The sequence below is a fragment of the Pseudomonas sp. NY15356 genome, from assembly GCF_048068175.1.
Taxonomy (GTDB): Bacteria; Pseudomonadota; Gammaproteobacteria; order Pseudomonadales; family Pseudomonadaceae; genus Aquipseudomonas; species Aquipseudomonas putida_K.
In genome coordinates this window covers 74,180-98,247 of the sequence record NZ_JBLUPW010000011.1, presented here as the reverse complement: position 1 = coordinate 98,247, position 24,068 = coordinate 74,180, and the positions used below count along the sequence as shown (strand labels likewise).

23 protein-coding genes are annotated in these 24,068 nt (G+C 64.9%); 10 read left to right on the top strand and 13 right to left on the bottom strand.

Features of this window, described 5'->3' with window-relative positions; translation table 11 throughout:
- Nucleotides 1-78 precede the first annotated feature (78 nt).
- The 5 genes from tsaB to ACNFCI_RS11470 all read left to right on the top strand — a co-directional run bounded on the left by tsaB (nt 79) and on the right by ACNFCI_RS11470 (nt 3,725).
- On the top strand, nt 79-753 hold the full coding sequence (tsaB, locus tag ACNFCI_RS11490) for a tRNA (adenosine(37)-N6)-threonylcarbamoyltransferase complex dimerization subunit type 1 TsaB (RefSeq protein ID WP_368829991.1): 675 nt from the start codon (nt 79-81) through the stop codon (nt 751-753).
- Between the two features lie 257 nt (nt 754-1,010).
- Nucleotides 1,011-1,298: a hypothetical protein gene (locus ACNFCI_RS11485; RefSeq protein ID WP_084856845.1), complete on the top strand. Its 288-nt coding sequence runs from the start codon at nt 1,011-1,013 to the stop codon at nt 1,296-1,298.
- Nucleotides 1,299-1,301: 3 nt separating this feature from the next.
- Complete coding sequence (locus tag ACNFCI_RS11480) at nt 1,302-2,171, top strand: DUF72 domain-containing protein (RefSeq protein WP_324816267.1); 870 nt, start codon at nt 1,302-1,304, stop codon at nt 2,169-2,171.
- A 33-nt stretch (nt 2,172-2,204) separates the two neighbouring features.
- Nucleotides 2,205-3,035 carry an isocitrate lyase/PEP mutase family protein gene (locus ACNFCI_RS11475; RefSeq protein ID WP_324816263.1) on the top strand — a complete coding sequence of 277 codons (831 nt, stop codon included), beginning with the start codon at nt 2,205-2,207 and terminating at the stop codon, nt 3,033-3,035.
- Nucleotides 3,036-3,725 carry an extensin family protein gene (locus ACNFCI_RS11470; protein ID WP_368829990.1) on the top strand — a complete coding sequence of 230 codons (690 nt, stop codon included), beginning with the start codon at nt 3,036-3,038 and terminating at the stop codon, nt 3,723-3,725. It begins immediately after the preceding gene.
- On the opposite strand, the gene ACNFCI_RS11465 is transcribed toward ACNFCI_RS11470, so the two are convergent.
- Nucleotides 3,726-4,349 (bottom strand): energy transducer TonB, encoded by a 624-nt coding sequence (locus ACNFCI_RS11465; RefSeq protein ID WP_368829989.1) that lies wholly within the window; start codon nt 4,347-4,349, stop codon nt 3,726-3,728.
- Nucleotides 4,350-4,442: 93 nt separating this feature from the next.
- On the opposite strand from ACNFCI_RS11465, the gene ACNFCI_RS11460 reads away from it, so the two are divergent.
- The gene (locus tag ACNFCI_RS11460; protein WP_084856827.1) at nt 4,443-5,231 is read left to right on the top strand and encodes a class I SAM-dependent methyltransferase; all 789 of its coding nucleotides are present in this window, start codon (nt 4,443-4,445) and stop codon (nt 5,229-5,231) included.
- Nucleotides 5,232-5,528: 297 nt separating this feature from the next.
- Here ACNFCI_RS11460 and ACNFCI_RS11455 read toward each other — a convergent pair whose 3' ends face one another.
- Nucleotides 5,529-6,158, bottom strand: a complete 630-nt coding sequence (locus ACNFCI_RS11455) for a TetR/AcrR family transcriptional regulator (RefSeq protein WP_172402940.1) — start codon at nt 6,156-6,158, stop codon at nt 5,529-5,531.
- Nucleotides 6,159-6,329: 171 nt separating this feature from the next.
- Between ACNFCI_RS11455 and ACNFCI_RS11450 the strand changes: the two genes are divergently transcribed.
- Nucleotides 6,330-7,430: an efflux RND transporter periplasmic adaptor subunit gene (locus ACNFCI_RS11450; protein ID WP_324814538.1), complete on the top strand. Its 1,101-nt coding sequence runs from the start codon at nt 6,330-6,332 to the stop codon at nt 7,428-7,430.
- 6 nt (nt 7,431-7,436) lie between these two features.
- Nucleotides 7,437-10,496, top strand: a complete 3,060-nt coding sequence (locus tag ACNFCI_RS11445; RefSeq protein WP_084854313.1) for an efflux RND transporter permease subunit — start codon at nt 7,437-7,439, stop codon at nt 10,494-10,496.
- A 140-nt stretch (nt 10,497-10,636) separates the two neighbouring features.
- Here the strand turns inward: ACNFCI_RS11445 and ACNFCI_RS11440 are convergent, their stop codons facing one another.
- From ACNFCI_RS11440 to plsB, 5 genes are all read right to left on the bottom strand, one after another.
- The gene (locus ACNFCI_RS11440) at nt 10,637-11,326 is read right to left on the bottom strand and encodes a DUF4197 domain-containing protein (RefSeq protein ID WP_084854316.1); all 690 of its coding nucleotides are present in this window, start codon (nt 11,324-11,326) and stop codon (nt 10,637-10,639) included.
- A gap of 30 nt (nt 11,327-11,356) precedes the next feature.
- Nucleotides 11,357-11,755, bottom strand: a complete 399-nt coding sequence (locus tag ACNFCI_RS11435) for a YbaY family lipoprotein (protein WP_084854318.1) — start codon at nt 11,753-11,755, stop codon at nt 11,357-11,359.
- Between the two features lie 70 nt (nt 11,756-11,825).
- On the bottom strand, nt 11,826-12,545 hold the full coding sequence (locus tag ACNFCI_RS11430) for a hypothetical protein (protein WP_368829904.1): 720 nt from the start codon (nt 12,543-12,545) through the stop codon (nt 11,826-11,828).
- Nucleotides 12,546-12,674: 129 nt separating this feature from the next.
- Nucleotides 12,675-13,100 carry a YbaY family lipoprotein gene (locus tag ACNFCI_RS11425; RefSeq protein ID WP_253249301.1) on the bottom strand — a complete coding sequence of 142 codons (426 nt, stop codon included), beginning with the start codon at nt 13,098-13,100 and terminating at the stop codon, nt 12,675-12,677.
- Nucleotides 13,101-13,180: 80 nt separating this feature from the next.
- On the bottom strand, nt 13,181-15,667 hold the full coding sequence (gene plsB, locus ACNFCI_RS11420) for a glycerol-3-phosphate 1-O-acyltransferase PlsB (RefSeq protein WP_084854324.1): 2,487 nt from the start codon (nt 15,665-15,667) through the stop codon (nt 13,181-13,183).
- A gap of 231 nt (nt 15,668-15,898) precedes the next feature.
- Between plsB and ACNFCI_RS11415 the strand changes: the two genes are divergently transcribed.
- Nucleotides 15,899-16,108 (top strand): cold-shock protein, encoded by a 210-nt coding sequence (locus ACNFCI_RS11415; protein ID WP_084854326.1) that lies wholly within the window; start codon nt 15,899-15,901, stop codon nt 16,106-16,108.
- A gap of 79 nt (nt 16,109-16,187) precedes the next feature.
- On the opposite strand, the gene ACNFCI_RS11410 is transcribed toward ACNFCI_RS11415, so the two are convergent.
- From ACNFCI_RS11410 to ACNFCI_RS11395, 4 genes are all read right to left on the bottom strand, one after another.
- Nucleotides 16,188-16,565, bottom strand: a complete 378-nt coding sequence (locus ACNFCI_RS11410; RefSeq protein WP_084854328.1) for a hypothetical protein — start codon at nt 16,563-16,565, stop codon at nt 16,188-16,190.
- 17 nt (nt 16,566-16,582) lie between these two features.
- The gene (locus ACNFCI_RS11405; protein WP_368829905.1) at nt 16,583-17,395 is read right to left on the bottom strand and encodes a putative RNA methyltransferase; all 813 of its coding nucleotides are present in this window, start codon (nt 17,393-17,395) and stop codon (nt 16,583-16,585) included.
- Nucleotides 17,395-18,546, bottom strand: coding sequence for a succinyl-diaminopimelate desuccinylase (dapE, locus tag ACNFCI_RS11400; RefSeq protein ID WP_084854334.1), 1,152 nt, complete (start codon nt 18,544-18,546; stop codon nt 17,395-17,397). The genes ACNFCI_RS11405 and dapE overlap by 1 nt, the downstream gene beginning before the upstream one ends.
- 184 nt (nt 18,547-18,730) lie before the next feature.
- Entirely contained in the window at nt 18,731-21,322 is a 2,592-nt protein-coding gene (locus ACNFCI_RS11395) for a glycosyltransferase (RefSeq protein ID WP_084854336.1), read from the bottom strand.
- A gap of 229 nt (nt 21,323-21,551) precedes the next feature.
- On the opposite strand from ACNFCI_RS11395, the gene tcdA reads away from it, so the two are divergent.
- A complete protein-coding gene (tcdA, locus tag ACNFCI_RS11390; RefSeq protein WP_368829906.1) occupies nt 21,552-22,361 on the top strand; it encodes a tRNA cyclic N6-threonylcarbamoyladenosine(37) synthase TcdA in 810 nt (269 codons plus the stop codon).
- 34 nt (nt 22,362-22,395) lie between these two features.
- Here tcdA and ACNFCI_RS11385 read toward each other — a convergent pair whose 3' ends face one another.
- Both ACNFCI_RS11385 and ACNFCI_RS11380 read right to left on the bottom strand, forming a co-directional pair.
- Nucleotides 22,396-22,806, bottom strand: a complete 411-nt coding sequence (locus tag ACNFCI_RS11385; RefSeq protein ID WP_324814515.1) for a SufE family protein — start codon at nt 22,804-22,806, stop codon at nt 22,396-22,398.
- Nucleotides 22,803-24,008 carry a cysteine desulfurase gene (locus ACNFCI_RS11380; RefSeq protein WP_368829907.1) on the bottom strand — a complete coding sequence of 402 codons (1,206 nt, stop codon included), beginning with the start codon at nt 24,006-24,008 and terminating at the stop codon, nt 22,803-22,805. Before ACNFCI_RS11380 ends, ACNFCI_RS11385 begins: the two co-directional genes overlap by 4 nt.
- Between the last annotated feature and the right edge of the window lie 60 nt (nt 24,009-24,068).

Here is a 24,068-nt window from a genome sequence, read left to right as displayed (position 1 = left end):
GTGCGTCACGACGGCCCGCTTGCGGGCCGTTGTCGTTTATACTGCCGCTCTTTTACTTCTGCCCTGGAATACCGTTCGATGACCACGTTGCTGGCCCTGGATACCGCCACCGAAGCCTGTTCCGTCGCCTTGCTGCATGACGGCAAGGTGACCAGCCACTACGAGGTCATCCCACGCATGCACGCGCAGAAGTTGCTGCCGATGATCAAGCAACTGCTGGCCGATTCCGGTGTGGCGCTCAATGCCATCGACGCCATTGCCTTTGGCCGTGGCCCGGGCGCGTTCACCGGTGTGCGTATCGCCATTGGCGTGGTGCAGGGGCTGGCCTTTGCCTTGGAGCGCCCGGTGCTGCCGGTGTCCAACCTGGCGGCGCTGGCCCAGGGAGCCTTGCGCGAGCGTGGCGTGCAGCAGGTGGCCGCGGCCATCGACGCGCGCATGGACGAGGTGTACTGGGGTTGCTACCAGGCCAGCGAGGGCGAGATGCGCCTGCTCGGGCGCGAAGCGGTACTGCCGCCGGAACGGGTGCAGTTGCCCGAAGGTGCCAGCGGTGACTGGTTCGGTGCCGGCACCGGGTGGGGCTATGCCGAGCGCCTGGCCGTACCGGTGGGCGAGCGCGACGCTTCGGCGTTGCCCAACGCTTTGGACATCCTCAGCCTGGCCAGCTTCGCTTGGGGGCGCGGTGAGGCCATTGCCGCCGAGCAGGCGCAACCTGTGTACCTGCGCGACAACGTGGCCACGCCCAAGGCGCGCTGAACAGTTCAGACCTTGGAGAAGCGGCGCCCTTGATTCGGCCGACCCTGCCATCGCGGTGAATTCAGTTCTGTGTGCATAGCCCGAAGGGCTGGGTTATGGCTCACCGGAAAATGCGGCGTTCTGGCGAATGGGTTCATCCGGCGATGAGGCCAAATCCGAACCTTTTGTCCAAACTGTGGTCCAGTTAACAAATCGGGCATTAGCGACGGATCTCTGGTGCTGCTAAATTGCCATCATTGATCCTGAGTGCCCTGTCCATGCGTATCGACGGTTTCTCCTCGCAGTCCTATCCGATCAAGCGCCCCGCGCGTAAGGCACCGGTGCGCGACGAAGCGATCGAGGACGCCGAGCTGGTCGATGAGGTCGAGGTGCCGCAGGACCCGGGAACCCGTCGCCGCGCCGCTGGGTTCCCCGCCCGCCAGCAGGATATGGTCTTCCCGCGTGCCCGCGACCGGCGCACCGCGACGGCCCTGGCAAGCTACCTGGCCACAGCCGGCTTCACCGACTGGGAGATGGAAGTGCTGGGGCTGGACCTGTACATTTGATGGATGAATCCATCGTCTCTTCCTTATTTTCTCGGTTGCCCGTCCTGGAGTGACAACGCCTGGCGCGACTACCTCTATCCCGCCGATGCCCGTCCTGCCGAATACCTTGGCCTGTACAGCCAGGTGTTCAACGCCGTTGAGGGCAACACCACCTTCTATGCCCGCCCCGCACCCGCCACGGTGGAGCGCTGGGCGCAGGTGATGCCGGCGCATTTCCGTTTCACTGCCAAGTTTCCGGGCGATGTCAGCCACGCAAGCCACCTGGGCGAACAATTGGCCTCGGCGCATGATTTCACGCGGCTGCTGGCGCCGCTGGGCCCACGGGTTTCGCCATATTGGCTGCAGTTGCCCGCGCAGTTCGGCCCAACGCGTCTGGGGGAGCTGTGCCATTTTCTCGATGAGATCGGCGTACCGGTGGCGGTCGAGGTGCGCAACGACGCATTCTTCGCCCGTGGCGAGGAAGAGCGCCTGCTCAATCGGCTGCTGCGCGAGCGTGGCGTCGAGCGTATCTGCCTGGACCCGCGCGCCCTGTTCAGTTGCACGCTGCGCGACCCCAGCGTGTTGGACGCCCAGGCCAAGAAACCACGGGTGCCGCCACGTCCGGCTGCTTTCAGCCAGCATCCCCAGGTGCGTTTCATCGGGCATCCGCACCTGGATGCCAACGAACCCTTCCTCACGCCCTGGGTAGACAAGGTGGCCACCTGGATCGAGGAAGGCCGCAGCCCTTATGTCTTCTTGCACACGGCCGACAACCGGCTGGCCGCTGCCCTGGCCCAGCGCTTTCACCAGCGTCTGATGGCACGCCTGCCTGGGCTTGCCCCGCTGCCGGAATTGCCCCGCGCTCCCGAGGTCGAACAACTAGGACTACTCTGAGCCATCCCCAACACGCTGCCGGAGGTCATGACCATGGATGTGCAAACCCTGCGAGCCGAAGCCTTCAAGGCCCTGCACGAGCGCGATGGCGCGTTCGTCATTCCCAATCCGTGGGATGCCGGGTCTGCGAAGTTGCTGGCCAGCCTTGGGTTCGAGGCGCTGGCGACTACCAGCGCCGGCCTTGCCTTCAGCCTGGGGCGGCCTGATGCAGAAGGGGCCTTGGACCTCGAGCAGACGCTCGGTAATGCACGGGCAATCGTCGATGCCACGCCTTTGCCGGTGGCGGCCGACCTGGAGAACGGTTTTGGCGACTTGCCCCAGGACTGTGCCGAGACGATCCGGCAGGCTGCCGGGGTCGGGTTGGTGGGCGGTTCGATCGAAGATGCCAGCGGCCAGGCAGATGCACCGATCTACGACTTCGGCCTGTCGGTGGAGCGTGTCCGTGCAGCGGTGCAGGCTGCCCGTGAGCTGCCATTTCCCTTCACCCTCTGCGCCCGGGCCGAGAACCTGCTGCACGGCCGCCTGGACCTGGATGACACCATCCGCCGCCTGCAGGCCTATGCCGAGGCCGGTGCCGATGTGCTGTATGCCCCGGGCTTGCGCAGCGTCGACGAGATCCGTGCGGTGGTGCAGGCCGTGGCGCCCAAGCCGGTCAATGTGTTGATGGGGATGGCTGGCGTGGCGTTGAGCGTCAACCAGTTGCAGGATTTGGGTGTGAAGCGCATCAGCGTCGGTTCTTCCCTGGCACGGGCGGCATTGGGCGCGTTCCGCCGAGCGGCGCTGGAGATCCGTGACGAGGGCACGTTCGGCTATGGCGAACAGGCCATGCCGTTCGCCGACCTCAACGACCTGTTCCGGCGCTGAATGCGCCTGTTGTCGGTGCTGGCCGTCGGCCTGCTGATGCTGGCGGGCTTTGCCTGGCAACTGGGCTGGCGACCGCCGTCGGCCTGGAACCCCTGGGCGGTGCTGGATGTACGCCAGCCACCGAACCTGCTCACGCCGTACAAGCTGTCGCGCCTGCGCACCGACGCAGGTCTGTGCCGCCAGGCCTTGCAGACCTCATCCCTGCGCTACCGGGCGCAGGCCGACAGCCCGTCGACGGCAGCATGCCCGTTGCGGAACGTCTGGCGCATCGAAGGTGGCCAGGCGCGGCTGGGCAGCAGTTTCCTGGCGTCGTGCCCGCTGGCGGTGGCCTACGCATTGTTCGAAACCCATGGCGTGCAACCGGCGGCACGGCGGGTGTTCGGCCAACCGGTGGTGCAGGTCGAGCATCTGGGCAGCTTTGCTTGTCGCAATGTCTACCACCGCAAGCAGGGGCGGCTGAGCCAGCATGCCACGGCCAATGCCCTGGATATCAGCGGCTTTCGCCTCCAGGATGGCCGGCGCATCGTGCTGGCGCGGGACTGGCAGGGGCAGGGGCGGGAAGCCGAGTTCCTGCGGCAGGTGCATGAGGCGGCGTGCGCCAGTTTCAGCACCGTGCTGGGGCCGGACTACAACGCGGCCCATCGCAACCACTTTCACATGGACATGGGCTTCTGGCAGGTCTGTCGCTGATCAGGCGTGTACGCGCACGTTGTTCAGCACCACCGGGCGGGCCCAGTGGAGGTCGAATTCCAGGTCGTTCTGTTGCTGGGCCAGGGTGGGCTCATCGTAGGGTTCGGGGGCGTTGTCCAGCAGGTCCATCTCGAACTCGGCGATCGGAAGGAACAGTGGGCGCGGCGAAGGTGCCGGGCCTGGCTCGGGGAGCGGCTGGCCTTGGTTCATGACCACCGGGCGCAACCAGCTGTTGTTCAGGTCGAGCTGGCGTTGTTGTTCGATGAGTTCGGCGGCGCTGAAGGGTTCGGGGGCATTTTCCAGCAGCTCCATCTCGAACTCGGCCTTGGGCAGGAACAGCGGCTCGGGTGGGGTGATCTCGCTGTCATGGATGTCGCAAGCGCGCTGCAGGCGAATCTGCGCCAGAGCATGCGCACCGCCCAGTGGCTCGCCGCTGTGTTGGTCGACCTGCTGCTCGATGGCCTGGCTGACCGGGTCGGGCTCCGGGGCCTGCTGTTCGGCCAATGCGCGGGCGAAGAAGTCCTGCCACAGGTGGCTGACGCCCCCGAGTGCCTGGGTGTTCTGCCGACCGAAATGGTCGACAGGCGACAGGTAGGTCAAGCCGATGGGAAGAGTATCTGACATGGCAGTCGCGCGCGTTGTGCTCTGGCAGAATAGCGGATACTGCGTGTATCGGCGGTGGCCGGGATTTCATTAATTTTTCGAGTGCGGGAACGGATGGTAGAGCTAGAGCAGGGCGCGGGTATCAGGGTCGAGGCGTTGTCGGCCGAATTTCAGGCCCAGGCGGTGGCGTGGGCCGAGCGCTTGGGCTTGCCGCTGGTGGACGACGCTGCCGGCTTCACCGTGCAGGTAGGGGCCGAGGGATTGCAGATCCAGCAATTGGGGCCACAGGCACCGGGGCCGGTGCGGGTGGATTTCGTCGAGGGGCAGGCGGCCCATCGGCGGCTCTATGGCGGCGGCAATGGGCAGATGATCGCCAAGGCGGTGGGCATCGCCCAGGGCGTGCGGCCGCAGGTGCTCGATGCCACGGCGGGGCTGGGCAAGGATGCGTTCGTCCTGGCCAGCCTGGGCTGCCAGATGACCTTGATCGAACGCCAGCCGTTGATTGCCGCCTTGCTCGAGGATGGCCTGGCGCGGGCGCGCAGCGATGAGGAGGTAGGCGCGATCGTGGCGCGCATGCGCTTGCTGACGGGCAACGCGATCGAGCGCATGCGCAGCTGGGAGGGTGAGGCGCCGCAGGTGATCTACCTCGATCCGATGTTCCCGCATCGGGACAAAAGTGCCTTAGTGAAGAAGGAAATGCGGGTGTTTCGGCCTTTGGTGGGCGATGACCTCGATGCGCCGGCATTGCTCGAGGCGGCCCTGGCGTTGGCTTCGCACCGGGTGGTGGTCAAGCGGCCGCGCAAGGCACCGATTATCGAGGGGCCCAAGCCGAGCCACAGTCTGGAGGGGAAGTCGAGTCGGTATGACATTTACCCCAAGAAGGCGCTCAAGACTGGCGGGTGAGTGGTCGCTTTGGTGCTGGGTGGCGCCTGGGCTGGCGTTGTTTATTCAATGGGATTGGCGGTGGGCTGTTGGGCCAATCGCGGGACAAGCCCGCTCCTACAGGAGGGCGCGGTCTCCCTGTGGGAGCGGGCTTGTCCCGCGATTAGGCCAGAAAAGCCAACCAATCAATATGATTTTTCGACACCGTCGAGCGCGATGCCGGGGCCGGATGCAGGGCCAGCGTTTTGTCGCGTGGGCGGAAAGGTGCCTGAGCGGGAGGAGGTGTCACTTACTCGATACCTACATTCAAAAAAGCGCCTAAACCCGATACGCCCGCATGAACAACCCGACCACCTCTCGCACATGCGCCTCGGCCTCATCCCCCACCAACGCCGGTGCACACCCCAGCAGCAACCGATAATCCGGCGCCCCCTTCACCAGGCAGAAGAAATGCTCCGCCGCCCGCAACGGGTTGTCGATCGCCAGAAGCCCTCGCTGTGCAACACACCGCAGCAGCGACTCCATTCCCCCGAGCACCCGTTTCGGCCCTGCTTCCCAGAAGTACTCCCCGAACCCAGGGTCCTGGTTCCCCAGGGCAATGATCAACCGGCTCAACCTCACCGACTCGTCACTGCTGATCAACGCATGGAAACCGCGAGCGATGTTCAGCAGCACCTGCTCCAGCGGTACCCCCTCGGGGAGTTCGAAGATCAGGTCCGGCAGTTGCGCCTGGCAAGTCGCCATGACCGCCGAGCCGAACAGCGTCTGTTTGTCGGTGAAATGGCTGTAGACCGTGAGCTTTGAAACACCTGCCGCCGCAGCGACCGCATCCATGCTGGTGTTGGCATAGCCAAGGCTGAGGAACAGCGTCTTGGCGGCTTCGAGGATGGCCTCGCGTTTGGCCAGGTCCTTGGGCCGGCCCGGGCCTATGGGTGCGTCGTGGGACATGGGGTTCCGAATCTGGTTGAAAAAGGCCTCCATCTTACCGGGTATGACGGCGATGGGCGTGTGCTGGGCGAACGTTTTTCTCGCATCTGCCCGCTTCCCCGGGCCGATCAGCTGACTTAATATACTCGCCAGTATAAATATTCCAGGCGCTGCCCCGAAAGGATTTCCATCATGTTGCGTCATGCCTTGCCCATCGTTCTGCCTGTCGCCTTGGCCCTGCTGCTGTCCGCCTGCGGGCAGGAAACCGCAGCACCCGCGGCGCCTCGTCCGGCGCTGGTGGTCCAGCCCCAGCCGGCCGGTGCGTCGGCCGACAGCTACCCAGGCGAGGTGCGGGCCCGCTTCGAACCGGAGCTGGCCTTCCGGATCGGCGGCAAGGTCACCAAGCGCCTGGTGGAGGAAGGGCAGCGGGTCAAGGCGGACCAGCCCCTGGCAGAACTCGACCCTCAGGATGTGCGCCTGCAACTGGAGGCCAACCGCGCCCAGCTTGCCGCCGCCCAGGCCAACCTGGCCCTGGTGCGGACCGAGCGCGACCGCTATCAGAAGCTGCTAGAGAAGCAGATGGTCAGCCGTTCCCAGTTCGACAACGCCGAGAACCTCTACCGCGCCGGCCTGGCCCGACTGAAACAGGCCAAGGCCGAGTTCGACGTGGCCGGCAACCAGGCTGAATACGCGGTGTTGCGCGCTCCCCAGGCTGGCGTGATCGCCAAGCGCCAGGTCGAGGTAGGCCAGGTGGTGGCCGCCGGGCAAACAGTCTTCACCTTGGCCGCCGATGGCGAGCGTGAAGTGCTCATCGGCCTGCCGGAGCAGCAGTTCGCCCGTTTTGCCGTGGGGCAAACGGTCAGCGTGGAGCTGTGGTCGCACCCCAATGCGCGCTATGAAGGGCGTATTCGCGAGTTGTCTCCGGCGGCCGATCCGCGTTCACGCACCTTCGCCGCGCGGATTGCCTTCACCTCGGCCAGCGCACCGGCAGAGCTGGGCCAGAGCGCGCGGGTGTTCATCGCCCATGCCGAACAGGCGCCGCTGTCGGTGCCGCTGTCGGCCGTCACCGCCGAGCAGGGCCAGGCCTATGTCTGGCGTGTCAACAAGGACAGCCGGCTGGAGCGCGCCGTGGTGCGTCTGGGGCCCTATGGCGCCGATAGCGTGCCGGTGCTCGAAGGCCTGCGGGCCGACGACTGGGTGGTGGCCGCCGGTGGCCATGTATTGCGCGAAGGGCAGCAAGTCCGGCCCGTGGATCGAACCAACCGTGATGTGGACCTGGCGGCCAAGGAGTAAGTCCCGATGGGTTTCAATCTTTCCGCCTGGGCCCTGCGCAACCGGCAGATCGTGCTGTTCCTGATGATTCTCCTGGCTGCGGTTGGCGCCATGTCCTACACCAAGTTAGGGCAGAGCGAGGATCCACCGTTCACCTTCAAGGCCATGGTCATCCGCACCCTCTGGCCGGGCGCCACTGCCGAGGAAGTCTCCCGGCAGGTCACCGAACGCATCGAGAAGAAGCTGATGGAAACCGGCGAGTACGAGCGCATCGTTTCGTTCTCGCGCCCGGGGGAGTCCCAGGTCACCTTCATGGCCCGGGACTCCATGCATTCGCAAGCCATCCCCGAGCTCTGGTACCAGATCCGCAAGAAGGTCGCGGATATCCGCCATACCCTGCCGCCGGAAATCCAAGGGCCGTTCTTCAACGACGAATTCGGCACCACCTTCGGCAACATCTATGCCCTGACCGGTGCCGGCTTCGACTACGCGGTGCTCAAGGATTATGCAGACCGCATCCAGATCCAGCTGCAGCGGGTCAAGGACGTGGGCAAGGTGGAACTGCTCGGCCTGCAGGACGAAAAAATCTGGATCGAGCTGTCCAACGTCAAGCTGGCGACCCTCGGCGTGCCGTTGCAGGCCGTGCAGCAGGCGTTGCAGGAGCAGAACGCGGTGAGCACCGCCGGCTTCTTCGAAACCCCCAGCGAGCGCCTGCAACTGCGGGTGAGCGGGCGCTTCGATACGGTCGAGCAGATCCGCCAGTTCCCGATTCGCGTGGGTGAGCGCACCTTCCGCATCGGCGATGTGGCCGACGTGCACCGTGGCTTCAACGATCCGCCTGCGCCGCGCATGCGTTTCATGGGGGAAGATGCCATCGGTCTTGCGGTGTCGATGAAGGAGGGGGGCGACATCCTGGTCCTGGGCAAGGCCTTGGAAAGCGAGTTCGCCCGCCTGGCCCGCAACCTGCCCGCCGGCATGGAGCTGCGCAAGGTCTCCGACCAGCCGGCGGCGGTGAAGGCCGGGGTCGGCGAGTTCGTTCAGGTGTTGGTCGAGGCCCTGGCGATCGTGTTGCTGGTGAGCTTCTTCTCCCTGGGCCTGCGCACCGGCTTGGTGGTGGCGCTGGCCATTCCGCTGGTGCTGGCCATGACCTTCGCCGCCATGCACTACTTCGGCATCGGCCTGCACAAGATCTCCCTGGGCGCATTGGTGTTGGCCCTGGGGTTGCTGGTGGACGATGCGATCATTGCCGTCGAGATGATGGCGATCAAGATGGAGCAGGGCTTTGACCGGCTCAAGGCGGCCAGCTATGCCTGGTCGAGCACGGCGTTCCCGATGCTCACCGGTACCCTGATCACCGCAGCGGGCTTCCTGCCGATCGCCACCGCCGCCTCGAGCACCGGCGAATACACCCGTTCGATCTTCCAGGTGGTGACCATCGCCTTGCTGACGTCCTGGGTCGCGGCGGTAGTGTTCGTGCCCTACCTGGGCGACCGGCTGCTGCCGGACCTGGCCAAGCGCCACGCGGCGCGCCATGGCGAGGGAGGCCATGACCCGTACGGCACGCCGTTCTACCAGCGGGTGCGCCGGGTGGTGGGATGGTGCGTGCGACGGCGCAAGACGGTGATCGTGCTGACCATCGCTGCGTTTATCGGCAGCCTGCTGCTGTTCCGCTTCGTGCCCCAGCAGTTCTTCCCGGCGTCGGGTCGGCCTGAATTGATGGTCGACCTCAAGCTCGCCGAAGGCGCGTCGCTGGCCAATACCGCCGAGCAGGTCAAACGCCTGGAGGCATTGCTCAAGCAGCAGGACGGCATCGAGAACTACGTCGCCTACGTCGGCACCGGCTCGCCGCGTTTCTACCTGCCCCTGGACCAGCAATTGCCGGCGGCCAGCTTTGCCCAGTTCGTGGTGCTGGCCAAGAGCCTGGAGGACCGCGAGGCCTTGCGCAGTTGGCTGATCGCCACGTTGGACGAACAGTTCCCCGAACTGCGCTCGCGGGTCACACGCCTGGAGAACGGCCCGCCCGTGGGCTACCCGGTGCAGTTCCGGGTGACGGGCGAGCATATCGAGAAGGTCCGCGCCCTGGCGCGTGAAGTCGCCGACAAGGTGCGCGAGAACCCCCATGTGGTGAACGTGCACCTGGACTGGGAGGAGCCGAGCAAGGCCGTGTTCCTGGAAATCGACCAGGACCGCGCTCGTGCCCTGGGCGTGAGCACCGCGCACCTGTCGAGCTTCCTGCAAAGCTCGCTCACCGGCACCACTGTCAGCCAGTACCGCGAGGACAACGAGCTGATCGAGATCCTGCTGCGCGGGACCGACCAGGAACGCCGCGAGCTGGGCAACCTGGGCAGCCTGGCATTGCCCACCGACAACGGCCAGAGCGTGGCCCTGTCGCAGGTGGCGACGCTGGAATACGGCTTCGAGGAAGGCGTCATCTGGCACCGCAACCGCTTGCCGACGGTGACCGTGCGCGCCGATATCTACGGCAAGGAGCAGCCGGTGACGCTGGTCAAGCAGATCCTGCCGACCCTGCAGCAGGTGCGCGACCAGTTGCCGGACGGTTACCTGCTGGAGGTCGGTGGCACGGTGGAGGATTCCGAGCGCGGGCAGAAGTCGGTGAATGCCGGCATGCCGCTGTTCATCGTGGTGGTACTGACGTTGCTGATGATCCAGCTGCGCAGTTTCTCGCGCACGGTGATGGTGTTCCTCACCGCCCCCCTGGGGCTGATCGGCGTGACGCTGTTCCTGCTGGTGTTCCGCCAGCCGTTCGGCTTCGTCGCCATGCTTGGCACCATCGCCCTGGCGGGGATGATCATGCGCAACTCGGTGATCCTGGTCGATCAGATCGAGCAGGATATCGCCGCCGGGCTGGACCGTTGGCAGGCGATCATCGAGGCCACGGTACGACGCTTCCGGCCCATCGTGCTCACCGCGCTGGCGGCGGTGCTGGCGATGATCCCGCTGTCGCGCAGCGTGTTCTACGGGCCGATGGCGGTGGCGATCATGGGTGGGTTGATCGTGGCGACGGTGCTGACCCTGTTGTTCCTGCCGGCGTTGTATGCGGCATGGTTCAGAGTGAAGAAAGGCTGAAAACCGAAGGGGCACTGCAGGCCCATCGCCGGCAAGCCGGCTCCGACAGGATGGTGCTGTCCTCAAAGCTCACGCTTTACTTGTGGGAGCCGGCTTGCCGGCGATGGGCAGCCCTCGGTTTTATGTCGGTAGACGGCTGATCACAGCGCGCCGAACACCTTCTTGGCCAGGCTGGTAGCCGCTTGTGTCGGGTTCTGGCGGATGCTCTGTTCCTGCTTGGCAATCATCTCGAACAGGCCGTCCAGCGCTTTCTCGGTGACATAGTTCTCGATGCTGGCGCTCTTGGCGTCGACCACGCCCAATGCCACAGCCTGGCCGGCGAAGTTGTTGTACTGCTGCGCCAGGCCGACCTTGTCGGTGGCTTGCTTGACGATCGGCAGGAACTTGGCGCGGATCTCCTCGCGGCTGCTCTTGTTCAGGTACTGGGTGGCCGAATCCTGGCCGCCTGCGAGGATGTCCTTGGCGTCGGTCACGGTCATCTTCTTCACCGCGTCCACCAGGATGACCTGGGCTTGCGGCACAGCCGCTTCGGCGGCCTTGTTCATGCTGTCTTCCAGGGCTTCGACTTGCTCACCCTTGCCGAACATCTTCATGGCCTTGGCGGCCTTGCCCAGGTTGCCCGGCAACTCGATGCGCACATCCGGGTTGTTGCTGAACCCGCCAGGCGTGCTCAGTTGCTTGACGGCGATTTGGGCGCCCTGGGTCAGGGCATCCTTCAGGCCGCCGCTGGCATCTTTCTGGGAGAGGTCGCCCAGTGACAGGGCCAGGGCGCTGGCCGACAGCAGCAGGCCGGCGCAAAGAGTGGTGAAGCGCAGCGAGGTGCGGATCATGGGTATTTCCTTATAGGCAAAATGGGCGGGTCAGCGCACCGGGTCGACTTTGATACGCACGGGCTGCGGGTCGCTGCCGTCGAGCTTGACGCCATGGTGTTCGGTATTGATGAACAGTAGCTTGCCGTCCAGTTCGATGCGTGCGCTGACGGCATAGCGGTGGCCAGGTTTGACCTGGGCGGGGTCGTAGCTCAGGTGGAAGGGCAGCGGGACGTTGCCCTTGACCGGGCCGGCCTGGTTGGCCAAGGTCACTGCCGGGGCGTCCATCAGCGATACATCCTGCAGGCTCACGCTCAAGGTGGCCGCAGGCGGCAGGGCGATGCGCTGCAGGTAGAAGACTTCGCCATCCAGGCTGGCCTGGTGCGAGGGGGTGTTGCTGGAGCAGGCTGCGAGCAGGGATGCGCCACACAGCATGAAGAGTTTTTTCATGGAATCTCCGATGTCCTTGGGGTCGGCTTTTGGCCAACCCCAGGGACTTTAGCGGATTTTTCCGGAGGATTCAGCGACGCGGCTTACGCAGGATGATTTCGCTCAGGTCCATTGGATTGGAAAGGTCCAGGTTCTTGATGACGTTGCCCGCGAGTAGTTGTTGTCGATCGAGGCTGAAGAGACCCATGTGCAGTTTTACCCGATACCCAGGGGGGATGACGGAGGCATCCAGGAGCAGGGTGAAGGGTGCATTCGGCTGTCGGATGAGCCTGGAATGCTCAGCGATGTTGCTCGACGCTCTGTTGCTGTACCCATCTTCCTGGATGAGCAACAAGGTTGTGTCCAGATAGGCTTCTTCCAGCATGAGTTCAGGGGGAATCTGGATAACGCCGGACAGCGGAATGATCGCGGGCGGAATCGGCATTTTTTCTGCGGTGGCCTGCGCTATGCCGTCGATCGGTTCCAATAGCAGGTCCAGAGGGCCGACCTGCGTGCTAGCCTCCCCTGCGAAGGGCTGCGACGCGAAGGCCACCGTACCCGCTTGCCCTGGCGCGGTCGAGCACCTGGCCTCCAGTACTAATGCCTGCTCGGTCTCCAGGCAGCTGCTGTCGACTTGTAGCTGGAAGGGCATGGGCGAGCCGTTGGCCTGGCAGCTCCATGACGCGATGAACTCCCCGTATGGCTGGGCCTCGGTTTTGAGTGTGACGCTCAGGCGGGCAGCACCATCTGCCAGTGTCGGTAGATAGGGGCTGGTTACAGTGCCGAAGATTTCCGTGAAGCGATGGTCCATATGAGCTCCTTGCCATGCGCCGGGTGATGGCGAACGTGCCGTGTGCATGTCTGGCGGACTCTAGGAAATGACGAGGCTGCGGATCAGAGGGAAATGGCACACGAACCGCGAGGCCGTGTGCCCGGTGGATCACTTGGTACGGTTGCCGCCATGGATGCCGTCAGGCTGTTGGTCGATGAAGCCACTGCCGTGTTCGCCACGCATGCAGGCCGGCTCCGCGACCCTGTCGACAGACACGCGCAGCGGACCGGTAACGCTGTCAGGGTCAACAGGGTGCGACACGGTGTTGATGTACCAAAGCTTGTCTTCTTGCTCGATGCGTGCGCCAAGGACATAGCGCCGGCCAGCTTTCAGGCTTCGGCTGTCGTAGTTCAGCATAAGGCGGATCGGCATCACGCCAGCACAACGCAAGCGCAGCTGCGCGACAGCGATGGCTGGCGCATCCGCGAGCGAGGTATCCAGGAGGCTGAGCGAAACCTGTGCCGAGGGTGGAAGGTCCAGGGTGCTGGTAGAGACGATTTCGATATCCAGGTGCTTCATGGATGTATCGGTCATGTGAGGGCTCCGATAAGTATTCGATGGATGCAGCCTTGGCATCCTGAATCCTCTGCGGGGCCCTCTGGCAGGCTGAAATCCTACACCCCGACGATTTCCTCCGGTTCGTCACGGTGCAAGGCCACCTGACGGATCGACAGGCGCAGCTCGGCCGACAGCACCCGCTTGGCCACGCCCTCGGCCAGTTCGGCGAGCTTGTCGTGATAGCCCAGCTTGCCCTGGGCATCGGGCCGCAGCACATCCTGGCCAACCAGGGTCTGGATGAAGTGGCGGAACAGCGTCTTGTCGAAGAATTCCGGGGCATTGAGCCCATGCAGGATCGACAGGCGCTGGGCCATCATCACGCACAGGTCCTCCAGCTCCTCGGCAGTCAGGGTGTTCTGGCCGCTGTTGAGCAACAAGGACGTCGCCATGTAGAAGCGTTGCAGCGTCTGGGTGATGGCGCGGGCCAGCAGGGTCAGCAGGACGAACTGTCGCGAACTGGGCGCCGGGCGCAGGTAGACGCCGTTCTCGAAGCGCAGCAGGCCCTGTTCCACCAGGGCGGCCAGCCATTGGTCGATCACGCCCTCCAGTTGCCCCGGTGTCCAGCGCAGGAACAGCTCGGCCTGCAGGTAGGGGTACAACGCCTGGACATATTGTCCGACCAGGTCGCGGCTCATGCGCGAGCTGCTCTGGAAGAAGCTCGCCAACAGGGCCGGCAGCGCGAAAATGTGCAGGACATTGTTGCGATAGTAGGTCATCAGCACCGCGTTGGCTTCATCCAGGTACAGGATGCGCCCCAGGGCGTCCTTCTGTTCGGACAGCAGGCCCATGCCCTTGACGTGCTCGATCAGCGCCGGGCCATCACCCTCCGGCAGGGTGGTGTGCAGGGAATAGGGCACTTGGCGCAGCAGCGCCAGGTAGAGGTCGAGCACCCGGGTCAGGGCGCGGTCGTCCAGGGCCAGGCGGCTGGTGGAGAGCAGCGCCAGGGCCACCAGGTTGACCGGGTTGATCGCCGCGGCTTCGTTCAGGTGACGGGCCACGGTCTCGCCAAGGCGTGTAGTGGTCTCGTTGAGCCAGGCCGGGCGGAACTGTGGGCCGAGCGCCTGTTCGCGCCAGCCGGGCTGCTGCTCGTCGAGGAACCCGGCCAGGCGGATCGGCTCGCCGAAGTTCACGTAGACCTGCCCGAAGCGCTGTTTCAGCGCGCCGACCACCTTGAAGATGTCGAAGATCGACTCCTTCTTCTTGCTCGCCCCGCGCAGCTCGCCCAGGTAGGTACGGCCCTCCAGCACGCGTTCGTAGCCGATATACACCGGCACGAAGACGATCGGTGTGCGCGAGGAACGCAGGAAGCTGCGCAGGGTGATGGCGAGCATGCCGGTGCGTGGCTGCAGCATGCGGCCGGTGCGCGAACGGCCGCCCTCGACGAAGTACTCGACAGGGAAGCCCTTGGTGAACAAGGTATGCAGGTATTCATTGAACACCGCCGTGTACAGGGGGTTGCCCTTGAACGTGCGGCGCATGAAGAACGCACCGCCACGGCGCAGCAGGCCGCCGATGACCGGCATGTTGAGATTGATGCCCGCCGCGATGTGAGGTGGGGTGAGGCCGTTGCGGAACAGCAGGTACGACAACAACAGGTAGTCAATATGGCTGCGGTGGCAAGGCACGTAGATCACTTCGTGGCCTGGCGCGATGCCTTGGACCTGCTCGATATGGTTGACCTTGATACCGTCGTAGATCTTGTTCCAGAACCAGCTCAGCACCACCTCGAGGAAGCGGATCGCCGTGTAGGTGTAGTCCGAAGCGATCTCGTTGCCGTAGCGCAGCGCCTGGGCTTCGGCCTTGGCATAGGGGATCTTCTCGCGCTCGGCTTCGTCGCTGATCGCCTGGCGCACCAGCGGGTCATGGACCAGCCCCTTGACCAGGTTGCGCCGGTGGGAGATGTCCGGGCCGATGACCGCGGTCTTCAGGTTGCGAAAGTGCACGCGCATGATGCGCTGGGCCATGCGCACGGTGCGCTCGTGGCCTTTGTTGTGCTGCACCAGCTCGCGCAGGTGGATGGGCGCGGAGAACTGCACGCGGGTCTTGCGGCCCAGGATCATGATCGTCAGCAACCGGCGCAGGCGACCGGTGACGGCCCAGCTGTCGGCGAACAACAGCTTCCACGGGCTGGACTCGCTGGCCGGCGACTGGCCCCAGAACACGCTGACCGGGATGATCTGCGCATCTTCCTCGGCATGCTGGCTGACCGCGGCCACCAGGCGCTCCAGGGTGGGCGGCGCGCCGCGCTTGTCATGGCGGCCGAGCCAGTCCGGGTCGGGCGTCAGGTAGAAGAACGCAGCCGGTTCCTGCAGCGGGCCCACGGCAACCGGCAGCACCGGGCGCGGCAGCCCGGCCTTGGTGCATTCGCGGTCGACCACGGCCAGGTCGGTCAGCGAGGGCGAGGGCAGGGCGTAGAACACTGGGCGGCTGCGGTCGAGCTTGAGCGTCAGGGATGACTGGTTGATGGTTTCGGAGCGCACCCACAGGTACAACAGGCGACGCAGGGCGCCGAAAATCAGCCGGCGCAGGGGGGAACGGGTCATGGGGTGTGTGCCCTGGGTGAAATGTTTTGGGAATATCCAGGCAGTTAGTCTGCCGTATCTGTGCAAGTTCGGCAAAATTCACCAAAACTCGTTCCAGTCATGAAATTTTTTTGTTCGCTGTCATATACTCGGTCCGCAGCTTGCAAGATATTTCAGCGAGCTGCGTCAGCACGGGGAGGTGACCCCGTGCTTGCAAGGCGATCTTCAAAATAAAAATCCGGAGTAGTTCAGATGTCGTCTCGTGAGACTGGGAATGTAAAGTGGTTCAACGATGCCAAGGGTTATGGCTTCATTCAGCGCGAGGGTGGTGCGGATGTGTTCGTCCACTATCGGGCTATCCGCGGTGAGGGGCATCGTACCCTGGTCGAGGGACAGCGGGTTGAATACGCCCTCGTGCAAGGCCAGAAAGGCTTGCAGGCCGAGGACGTGATCGGCCTCTAAGGCCTCTGGCTACACGCTTGAAGCTTCAAGCTGCAAGTTGACCGTGGAACTTGCAGCCTGACGCTTACCCGCCAGCGTTTCAGCTGGTGCGCCAGGTGATTTCCTGTTCACCGTCGGCGCTGATGCGGACCCAGCGGTCGGCATCTTCTTCGCCATCTTCCTCGGCCCAGCCACCCGGTGCGCAGCGCACTTCGACCCCAAGTGCGGCATAGGCTGCACGGGCGCAGGCGATGTCGTCGTCCCACGGCGTCTGGTCGCTTTCCAGGAACAGGCTGTTCCATTTCCCCACAGCCTTGGGTACCCAGGTGACCGGAATGTTACCGGCTGTGCATTTCCAGGTCTGGCCACGTTGCTGCCATTGGCTGCAAGGACCCAGGGCCTGGCCGAGCCACTCGGCCACCTGCTTGTGGTCGACGTCGGTGTCCTTGAGGTAGATCTCGATATCGGGTTGGCGCATAAAGGGCTCCGGTGTGCTCAGTCTTGGCGCACGAAATAGTCATAACGCATGGAAACCGTGACTTCGAACGGTTCGGGCTGGTCGATCACCCGCGCGCGCTTCTCGGCGCTGGCGCGCCAACCATGCGGGGTCATCGCCAGCAGGTCGGCGCGTGCCTGAGGCTCGGCCAGGCTCAGGCGAAACTCCAGCACTTCGCCATGGGCGTGGTACATGCCCTCCGGGACCAGGGCCAGGTGCTTGTCATCGGCGTAGGGGCGTACTTCATCGTAGAGCACCTCGCGCAGTTCCATCAGGTGGCCGCTGGTCGGCCCGACCCGCATCAGGCCGCCACCGGGGCTGAGCAGGCGCTTGGCCTCGTGCCAGTCCAGCGGGCTGAACACACTGGCGATGAACTGGCAGCTGGCGTCGAGCAAGGGCACCCGGGCCATGCTCGCGACCATCCAGGTTACCTGGGGCGCGCGCCGACAGGCGCGCTTGACCGCCTCGCGGGAGATATCCAGGGCGTAGCCATCGGCGGCGGGCAGGGCCTGGGCCAGCTGCGCGGTGTAATAGCCCTCGCCGCAGCCGATGTCCAGCCAGGCGCCGGGCTGGCGCTCGGCGGCAAGTTCGGCCAGGCGCCGGGCCACCGGGGCGTAGTGGCCGGCGTCGAGGAAATCACGGCGCGCCTGGACCATGGCCTGGTTGTCGCCGGGGTCGCGGCTGTTCTTGTGCTGCACCGGCAACAGGTTCAGGTAGCCCTGGCGGGCCCGGTCGAAGCGGTGCCTGGCGGGGCATACCACGCCGTTGTCCAGGCGCGTCAGGGCGGCCTGGCAGAGAGGGCAGGCGAGCATCAGGCGAGCAACCGTACCAGGGTCTGGTAGTAGATCTCGGTCAGTAACTCCAGGTCGCTGGCCAGGATACGTTCGTCGACCTGGTGGATGGTGGCGTTGACTGGGCCGAGTTCCACCACCTGGGTGCCCAGGGTGGCGATGAAGCGGCCATCGGAGGTACCACCGCTGGTGGACGGTTGGGTGTCGCGGCCAGTGACGGCCTTGATACCGGCGGACACGGCGTCGAGCAACTCGCCAGGTTCGGTCAGGAACGGCAGGCCGGACAACGCCCAGTCAATGGTCCAGTCCAACTGGTGCTTGTCGAGGATCGCCGCCACGCGGGCCTGCAGGCCCTCGACCGTGGATTCGGTGGAGAAACGGAAGTTGAACACCGCGACCAGCTCGCCCGGGACCACGTTGGTCGCGCCGGTGCCGGAATTGAGGTTGGAGATCTGGAAGCTGGTCGGCGGGAAGAATGCGTTGCCTTCGTCCCAATGCTCGGCGGCCAGTTCCGCCAAGGCCGGGGCGGCCAGGTGGATGGGGTTGCGCGCCAGGTGCGGGTAGGCCACGTGGCCCTGCTTGCCGCGCACGGTAAGCTTGGCGCCGAGCGAGCCACGGCGGCCGTTCTTGACCACATCGCCCAGCAGGGTGGTGCTGGACGGTTCGCCGACGATGCACCAGTCCAGGCGCTCGTTGCGCGCCCGCAGGCGTTCGACCACGGCCTTGGTACCATGGTGGGCCGGGCCCTCTTCGTCGCTGGTGATCAGGAAGGCCACCTTGCCACGGTGGTTCGGGTAGTCGCGCACGAAGCGCTCGCTGGCCACCACCATGGACGCCAGGCTGCCTTTCATGTCCGCGGCGCCGCGACCACAAAGCATGCCGTCGGCATCGATCAACGCCTCGAAGGGCTCATGCTGCCAGGCTTGCACAGGGCCGGTGGGCACCACGTCGGTATGGCCGGCGAAGCACAGCACCGGGCCGTCCTCGGTGCCGTGGGTCGCCCAGAAGTTGTCGACATCTTCGATGCGCATCGGCTCCAGCTGGAAGCCGACAGCACCCAGGCGGTTCATCATCTGGGCCTGGCAATCGGCATCGACAGGGGTGACCGAAGGGCGACGGATCAAGTCGCAGGCCAGTTGAAGGGTAGGCGAGAGCTCGGCTGGGGCCGTCATGAAGGACTCCGGGGGCAAGGCGGGCGTGGAAACAGGGGCGTTATCTTATATCAAATGGTTCCAGGCGGCACGGCCCAATCGCCGGCAAGCCGGCTCCCACAGGGATTTCGCAAGTCTTGAGAGCGGCGCAATCTCGGTGGGAGCCGGCTTGCCGACGATGGGCTGCAAAGCAGCCCTGATAGTTTCAAGCCTGCTGCGGCTCGGCCGCCTTTTCCACCGGCTTGGGCAGCGACGACAGGAACGCCATCACCAGCGCCGCCACATAAGGCAGCGACTGCACCAGCAACATCGCCACCCAGAAGCGCATGTCCGCGCCAGGCAAGCCTTGCACCAGGTAGATGCCCAGCGCAGCGCCCCACAGCATGAGCATGATGAACAACTCTTCCCGGGCCTCGGAAATCGCCACCAGCAAGCCATGGCTATCGGCGTTCTTGGGCGTGCGGAAGAATGGCATGCTGCTGGTGAAGAAGCCGTACAGCACCGCCTTGGCGATGGTATGCGACAGTGCCAGCCCTGCCAGCGCGGCGGCGAACGCATCCTTGAGGTCGACACCCACGGCGCGGCGGTACAGGAAGATGATCTTGCCGACCTTGAAGAAGAACAGCGCCAGCGGCGGGATGGCGAAGATCATCAGCGGTGGGTCGACCCGTTGCGGCACGATGATCATCGCGGCCGACCACAACAACGCACCGACGGTGAAGAAGATGTTCATGCCATCGGCGATCCATGGCAGCCAGCCGGCCAGGAAGTGGTAGCGCTGGCCACGGGTCAGCTCGCTGCCCTTGCCCCGCAGCAGGGCAGCGGCGTGGTGCTTGATGATCTGGATGGCGCCGTAGGCCCAGCGGAAGCGTTGCTTCTTGAAGTCGATGAAGGTGTCCGGCATCAGGCCTTTGCCGTAGCTGTTGTGCGCGTAGGCGGCCGACAGCCCCTTCTCGAACACCCGCAGGCCCAGCTCGGCATCCTCGCAGATGCACCACTCGGCCCAACCCAGCTCCTGCAGCACCGAACGGCGGGTCATGGTCATGGTGCCGTGCTGGATGATCGCGTCACGGTCGTTGCGGGTGACCATGCCGATGTGGAAGAAGCCTTTGTACTCGCTGTAGCACAGCTTCTTGAAGGCACTTTCATGCTGGTCGCGGTAGTCCTGGGGCGACTGCACCACGGCGATCTTCGGGTCGGCGAAGTGCGGGACCATGTGCTTGAGCCAGTTGCGGTCGACGCAGTAGTCCGAGTCGATCACGGCGATCACCTCGGCATCCGCGGCTGTGTGCGGGATCAGGTAGTTCAGCGCGCCACCCTTGAAGCCGGCCAGGGGCGCTACGTGGAAGAAGCGGAAGCGCTCGCCCAGCAGCTCGCAATGGGCCTTGAGCGGTTCCCATACGGCCGGGTCCTTGGTGTTGTTGTCGATCACCAGCACTTCATAGTCCGGGTAGTCGAGGGCGGCTAGGGCGTCGAGGGTCTGTTTCACCATCTCGGGCGGCTCGTTGTAGCAGGGCACGTGGATCGAGACCTTGGGCCGGTAGGCCGTGTCCGCCTGCACCGGCAGGAATTCCCTGCGCCGCTTGTGGATCCACACCGCTTCGGCCAGCTCATGGGCCTCGGTCAACAGCACGATGAACACGCCCAGGGCGCCCAGGGCCAGCAAGACGCCCACGGTCACGCTGAACCAGGTGCTGTACTGCTGGCTGTAGTCATAGGCGATCCACACCAGCACCGACCCGCACAGGAAGGTGATGAAGGTGAGGAAGGTGCGGCCACGCTGGCGCAAGGCCGAGCCGTCGATCAGCAGCACCGCCAGGGCGATCAGCGCCAGCACCACCGAGGCCACGGCCAGGGCGCGCCATTGCGGAATGGCGACCACGGGGCCCTCGAAATTGAATTTCTGTTGGCGTGCGGCGTTGAACACGCCCCAGTAGGCGCCCACGGAGCCTTCGTCGCTGGCCTTCCAGGGTTGGTCGTAGGCCTCGATGACGAAATAGTTGTAGCCGCGACGGTTGAGGGTATTGACCAGCGTGCGCAGGTAGATCGCCTGGTCGGCCTGGGTGGCGTCGGCACCGCCGCGCATGCGCCCGTTGCTGGGCCAGCCGACCTCCGAGAGCAGCAACGGCTTGCGTGGGAATTGCTGTTTGAGCTCGCGGGCGCGGTCGAGGACGAACTGCAGCGAGTCCTTCATCGGCACGAACTCCCAGTAGGGCAGGATATGCGCGGCGATCAGGTCGACATGCTTGGCCAGCTCCGGGTTTTCCTTCCAGATGTGCCATTGTTCGCTGGTCGTGACCGGGACCTTCACCGCTGCCCGCACCCGGTCCAGGTAGTTGATCAGTGCTTCGGGGGTGATCTCCTCGCGGAACAGGGCTTCGTTGCCCACCACGACCCGCACCACGCTGCGCGAGGTATTGGCCAGTTCGATGGCCTTGGCGATCTCACGCTCGTTGCGTTCCAGGTCCGGGCTGATCCAGATGCCCAGGGTGACGCGCAACCCCAGTTCCTCGGCCAGGCGAGGGATGTCCGCCTGGGTACCCTCGACCGTATAGATGCGGATGCTGTCGGTCAGCTTGCTCATCTGCTCCAGGTCCTGGAGCATTTCTTCATCGCTGGGGTATTGGCCTTTCTGTGGGCTCTGGCCCAGGCGGAACGGCGAATAGGAGAAGCCGGAGATCTGCTCCGGCCAGGCAGGGGCGGACACCGGGCGGTTGATCAGCGCCCAGAAGCCAGTGAACAGCGCGGCGATGGCCAGGACCACCACCAGGTTGAGACCGAATTTGCGTGATGACATAGGTGTTTCAGGTTCCGAAGGGGGAGCGGGGCGGGCCTTGCCAGGGCAAGCAATGCTTGGATTGCCCGCGCACGATGAAGTTCTGATGCCGCTCGGCTATCGCTCAGGACGCTTTGGTTGATGGGGTATTAAAGCAGGGTTTGTAGGGTCTTTACTAACAAGGGCGGCATGGCGGCCCCAGGGCTGGCCTGTTGGCATATAATGCGCGCCGTTTTTTCAGGGGGTGAGCATGAGCACAGAAGATCCACGCTTTGCCGGCGTTGCCCGGCTGTATGGCGAGCAGGGCCTGGAGCGCCTGCGCCAGGCCCATGTGGCGATCGTCGGTATCGGCGGGGTCGGTTCCTGGGCGGCCGAGGCCATGGCCCGCAGCGGCGTGGGCGAGATCACCTTGTTCGACCTGGACGATGTCTGCGTCAGCAACACCAACCGCCAGGCCCATGCCCTGGAGGGCCAGGTGGGGCGGCCGAAGGTGGAGGTGATGGCCGAGCGCCTGCGCGCGATCAACCCGGCGTGCACGGTGCATGCCGTGGCCGACTTCATCACCCGCGACACCATGGTCGAGTACATCACCGAAGCGCTCGACTGCGTCATCGACTGCATCGACAGCGTCATGGCCAAGGCCGCATTGATCGCCTGGTGCCGCCGGCGCAAGATCGCCATCGTCACCACCGGTGGCGCAGGCGGGCAGATCGACCCGACCCAGGTGCAGGTCGGTGACCTCAACAAGACCTTCAACGACCCGCTGGCCTCGCGGGTGCGTTCGACCCTGCGGCGCGACTACAACTTCTCGCGTAACGTGTCGCGCAACTATGGCGTGCCCTGCGTGTTTTCCAGCGAGCAGCTGCGCTATCCCAAGGGTGATGGCAGCGTCTGCCTGCAGAAGAGCTTCGTGGGCGAGGGCGTGCGCCTGGACTGCTCAGGTGGCTTTGGCGCGGTGATGATGGTGACCGCGACCTTCGGCATGGTCGCGGCGAGCAAGGCGGTGGAGAAACTGGTGGCAGGGGCGCGGCGGCCTTCGGAGCGCATCAAGCCAGAATAACCGCCCTGCTCGCGCCCTGTAGGAGCGGCGTTGGTCAGCGATCGGGGGCCAATTCCGCCATGCGCTGGAGCACTGCATGCAAGCCATTGCTGCGCGACGGCGACAGCTGGCGCTCCAGCCCCAGCTGGGTAAACCAGCCGCGCAGGTCCACCTGGGCCAGTTCCGCGCTTGGCAACCCTTGCACCCGCACCAGCAGCAGGGCCAGCAGCCCACGCAACAGGCGGGCATCGCTGCTGGCCTTGAAGTGCCATTGCCCCTGGTCGTTCTCGGCCACCAGCCAGACCAGGCTTTCGCAGCCATGCACGCGGTTGGCTTCGCATTTCTGCGCATCGTCCAATGGCTCCAGCCGATCGCCCCACTGCATCAGCAATCGCGCCCGCTGTTCCCAGCCGCGCGCCTGTTCGAAGCTCTCCAGCGCCTGGCTGGCCTCTGCCGACAGGCTCATCGCAACAGCTCCAGGCCTTGGTCGAGGGCGTCGAAGAAGCGCACCAGGTCGTCGCCGTCGTTGTACAAGGCCAGCGACACCCGAATCGCGCCTTCGAGCCCCAGGCCCTTGAGCAGCGGCATGGCGCAGTGATGCCCGGCGCGCACGGCGATGCCTTGCTCGGTCAGCACGTGGGCAAGGTCGGCATTGTGCACGCCTTCCACCACGAAGCTGGCCAGCGCCGCTTGCGGCATGCCCAGGATGCGGATGCCGTCCCGGTCGGCCAGGCCGCGCAGCAGATGCTGGTGCAGGCTGGCTTCATGCTGGGCGACAGCGGTGCCGTCGAGGCTGGCAAGGTAGCCAAGGGTCGCGCCCAGGCCGATGACGCCGGCGATCGGTGGGGTGCCGGCTTCGAAGCCCAGCGGCGCGGGGCGATAGCTGGCGCTGTGGTAGTCGGCCAGTTGCACCATTTCGCCGCCGAACTGCCAGTGGCGCAGTTGCTCCAGCGCTCCGGGGCGTCCATACAGCACGCCGACGCCTTCGGGGCCGTACAGCTTGTGGCTGGAGAACACATAGAAATCGCAGCCCAGCTGTTGCACGTCGTGGCGACCATGGACGATGCCCTGGGCACCGTCGACCACGGTCAGTGCGCCCTGGGCCTGGGCGTGGGCGAGCAACGCAGGCAGGGGTTGCCAGGTGCCCAGCACATTGGACAGCTGGCTCACCGCCAGCAACCGCGTACGGGGGCCGATCAGTTGCAAGGCCTGGTTCAGGTCGATGTGGCCGTGTTCGTCCAGTGGCAGTACCACCAGGCGCAGGTCACGGCGCCGGGCCAGTTCCTGCCAGGGCAACAGGTTGGCATGGTGCTCCAAGGCGCTGATGGCGATTTCGTCGCCAGCCTCGAAGCGGTATTCCAGGCCGTAGGCCAGCAGGTTCAGCGCCGAGGTGGCGCCATGGGTGAAGACCACCTGGCGCGCGTCGCCGGCGTTGAGCCAGGCGGCGACCTTGTCACGGCTGGTTTCGAAGGCCTGGGTGGCCATGGCGCCGGGCAGGTGCTGGGCGCGATGCACATTGGCCGCGCCGTGGCGGTAGTAATGGTTCAGGGCGTCGAGCAGGGCCTGGGGCTTCTGGGTGGTGGCGGCGCTGTCCAGGTAGGTCTGGTGCTGCCGTTGCAGGGCGGCGATCGCGGGGAAATCGGCACGCCAGGGGGAGGGCTGGAACATGATCACGGGACCTGAAATGAAAATCGGGCCTGGTGCTAGGCCAGACCCGATCTTATCACT

Coding starts and splice junctions, on each gene's coding strand:
- tcdA (WP_368829906.1), top strand. CDS start 21,552: ATGAGCACAGAAGATCCACGCTTTGCCGGCGTTGCCCGGCTGTATGGC.
- ACNFCI_RS11440 (WP_084854316.1), bottom strand. CDS start 11,326: ATGATCCGCACCTCGCTGCGCTTCACCACTCTTTGCGCCGGCCTGCTG.
- ACNFCI_RS11380 (WP_368829907.1), bottom strand. CDS start 24,008: ATGTTCCAGCCCTCCCCCTGGCGTGCCGATTTCCCCGCGATCGCCGCC.
- ACNFCI_RS11465 (WP_368829989.1), bottom strand. CDS start 4,349: ATGTCAGATACTCTTCCCATCGGCTTGACCTACCTGTCGCCTGTCGAC.
- ACNFCI_RS11410 (WP_084854328.1), bottom strand. CDS start 16,565: ATGCGCCAACCCGATATCGAGATCTACCTCAAGGACACCGACGTCGAC.
- ACNFCI_RS11425 (WP_253249301.1), bottom strand. CDS start 13,100: ATGACCGATACATCCATGAAGCACCTGGATATCGAAATCGTCTCTACC.
- ACNFCI_RS11480 (WP_324816267.1), top strand. CDS start 1,302: ATGAATCCATCGTCTCTTCCTTATTTTCTCGGTTGCCCGTCCTGGAGT.
- dapE (WP_084854334.1), bottom strand. CDS start 18,546: ATGACGGCCCCAGCCGAGCTCTCGCCTACCCTTCAACTGGCCTGCGAC.
- ACNFCI_RS11435 (WP_084854318.1), bottom strand. CDS start 11,755: ATGAAAAAACTCTTCATGCTGTGTGGCGCATCCCTGCTCGCAGCCTGC.
- ACNFCI_RS11450 (WP_324814538.1), top strand. CDS start 6,330: ATGTTGCGTCATGCCTTGCCCATCGTTCTGCCTGTCGCCTTGGCCCTG.
- ACNFCI_RS11430 (WP_368829904.1), bottom strand. CDS start 12,545: ATGGACCATCGCTTCACGGAAATCTTCGGCACTGTAACCAGCCCCTAT.
- ACNFCI_RS11415 (WP_084854326.1), top strand. CDS start 15,899: ATGTCGTCTCGTGAGACTGGGAATGTAAAGTGGTTCAACGATGCCAAG.
- ACNFCI_RS11445 (WP_084854313.1), top strand. CDS start 7,437: ATGGGTTTCAATCTTTCCGCCTGGGCCCTGCGCAACCGGCAGATCGTG.
- ACNFCI_RS11455 (WP_172402940.1), bottom strand. CDS start 6,158: ATGTCCCACGACGCACCCATAGGCCCGGGCCGGCCCAAGGACCTGGCC.
- ACNFCI_RS11485 (WP_084856845.1), top strand. CDS start 1,011: ATGCGTATCGACGGTTTCTCCTCGCAGTCCTATCCGATCAAGCGCCCC.
- ACNFCI_RS11475 (WP_324816263.1), top strand. CDS start 2,205: ATGGATGTGCAAACCCTGCGAGCCGAAGCCTTCAAGGCCCTGCACGAG.
- plsB (WP_084854324.1), bottom strand. CDS start 15,667: ATGACCCGTTCCCCCCTGCGCCGGCTGATTTTCGGCGCCCTGCGTCGC.
- ACNFCI_RS11470 (WP_368829990.1), top strand. CDS start 3,036: ATGCGCCTGTTGTCGGTGCTGGCCGTCGGCCTGCTGATGCTGGCGGGC.
- ACNFCI_RS11395 (WP_084854336.1), bottom strand. CDS start 21,322: ATGTCATCACGCAAATTCGGTCTCAACCTGGTGGTGGTCCTGGCCATC.
- ACNFCI_RS11405 (WP_368829905.1), bottom strand. CDS start 17,395: ATGCTCGCCTGCCCTCTCTGCCAGGCCGCCCTGACGCGCCTGGACAAC.
- tsaB (WP_368829991.1), top strand. CDS start 79: ATGACCACGTTGCTGGCCCTGGATACCGCCACCGAAGCCTGTTCCGTC.
- ACNFCI_RS11460 (WP_084856827.1), top strand. CDS start 4,443: ATGGTAGAGCTAGAGCAGGGCGCGGGTATCAGGGTCGAGGCGTTGTCG.
- ACNFCI_RS11385 (WP_324814515.1), bottom strand. CDS start 22,806: ATGAGCCTGTCGGCAGAGGCCAGCCAGGCGCTGGAGAGCTTCGAACAG.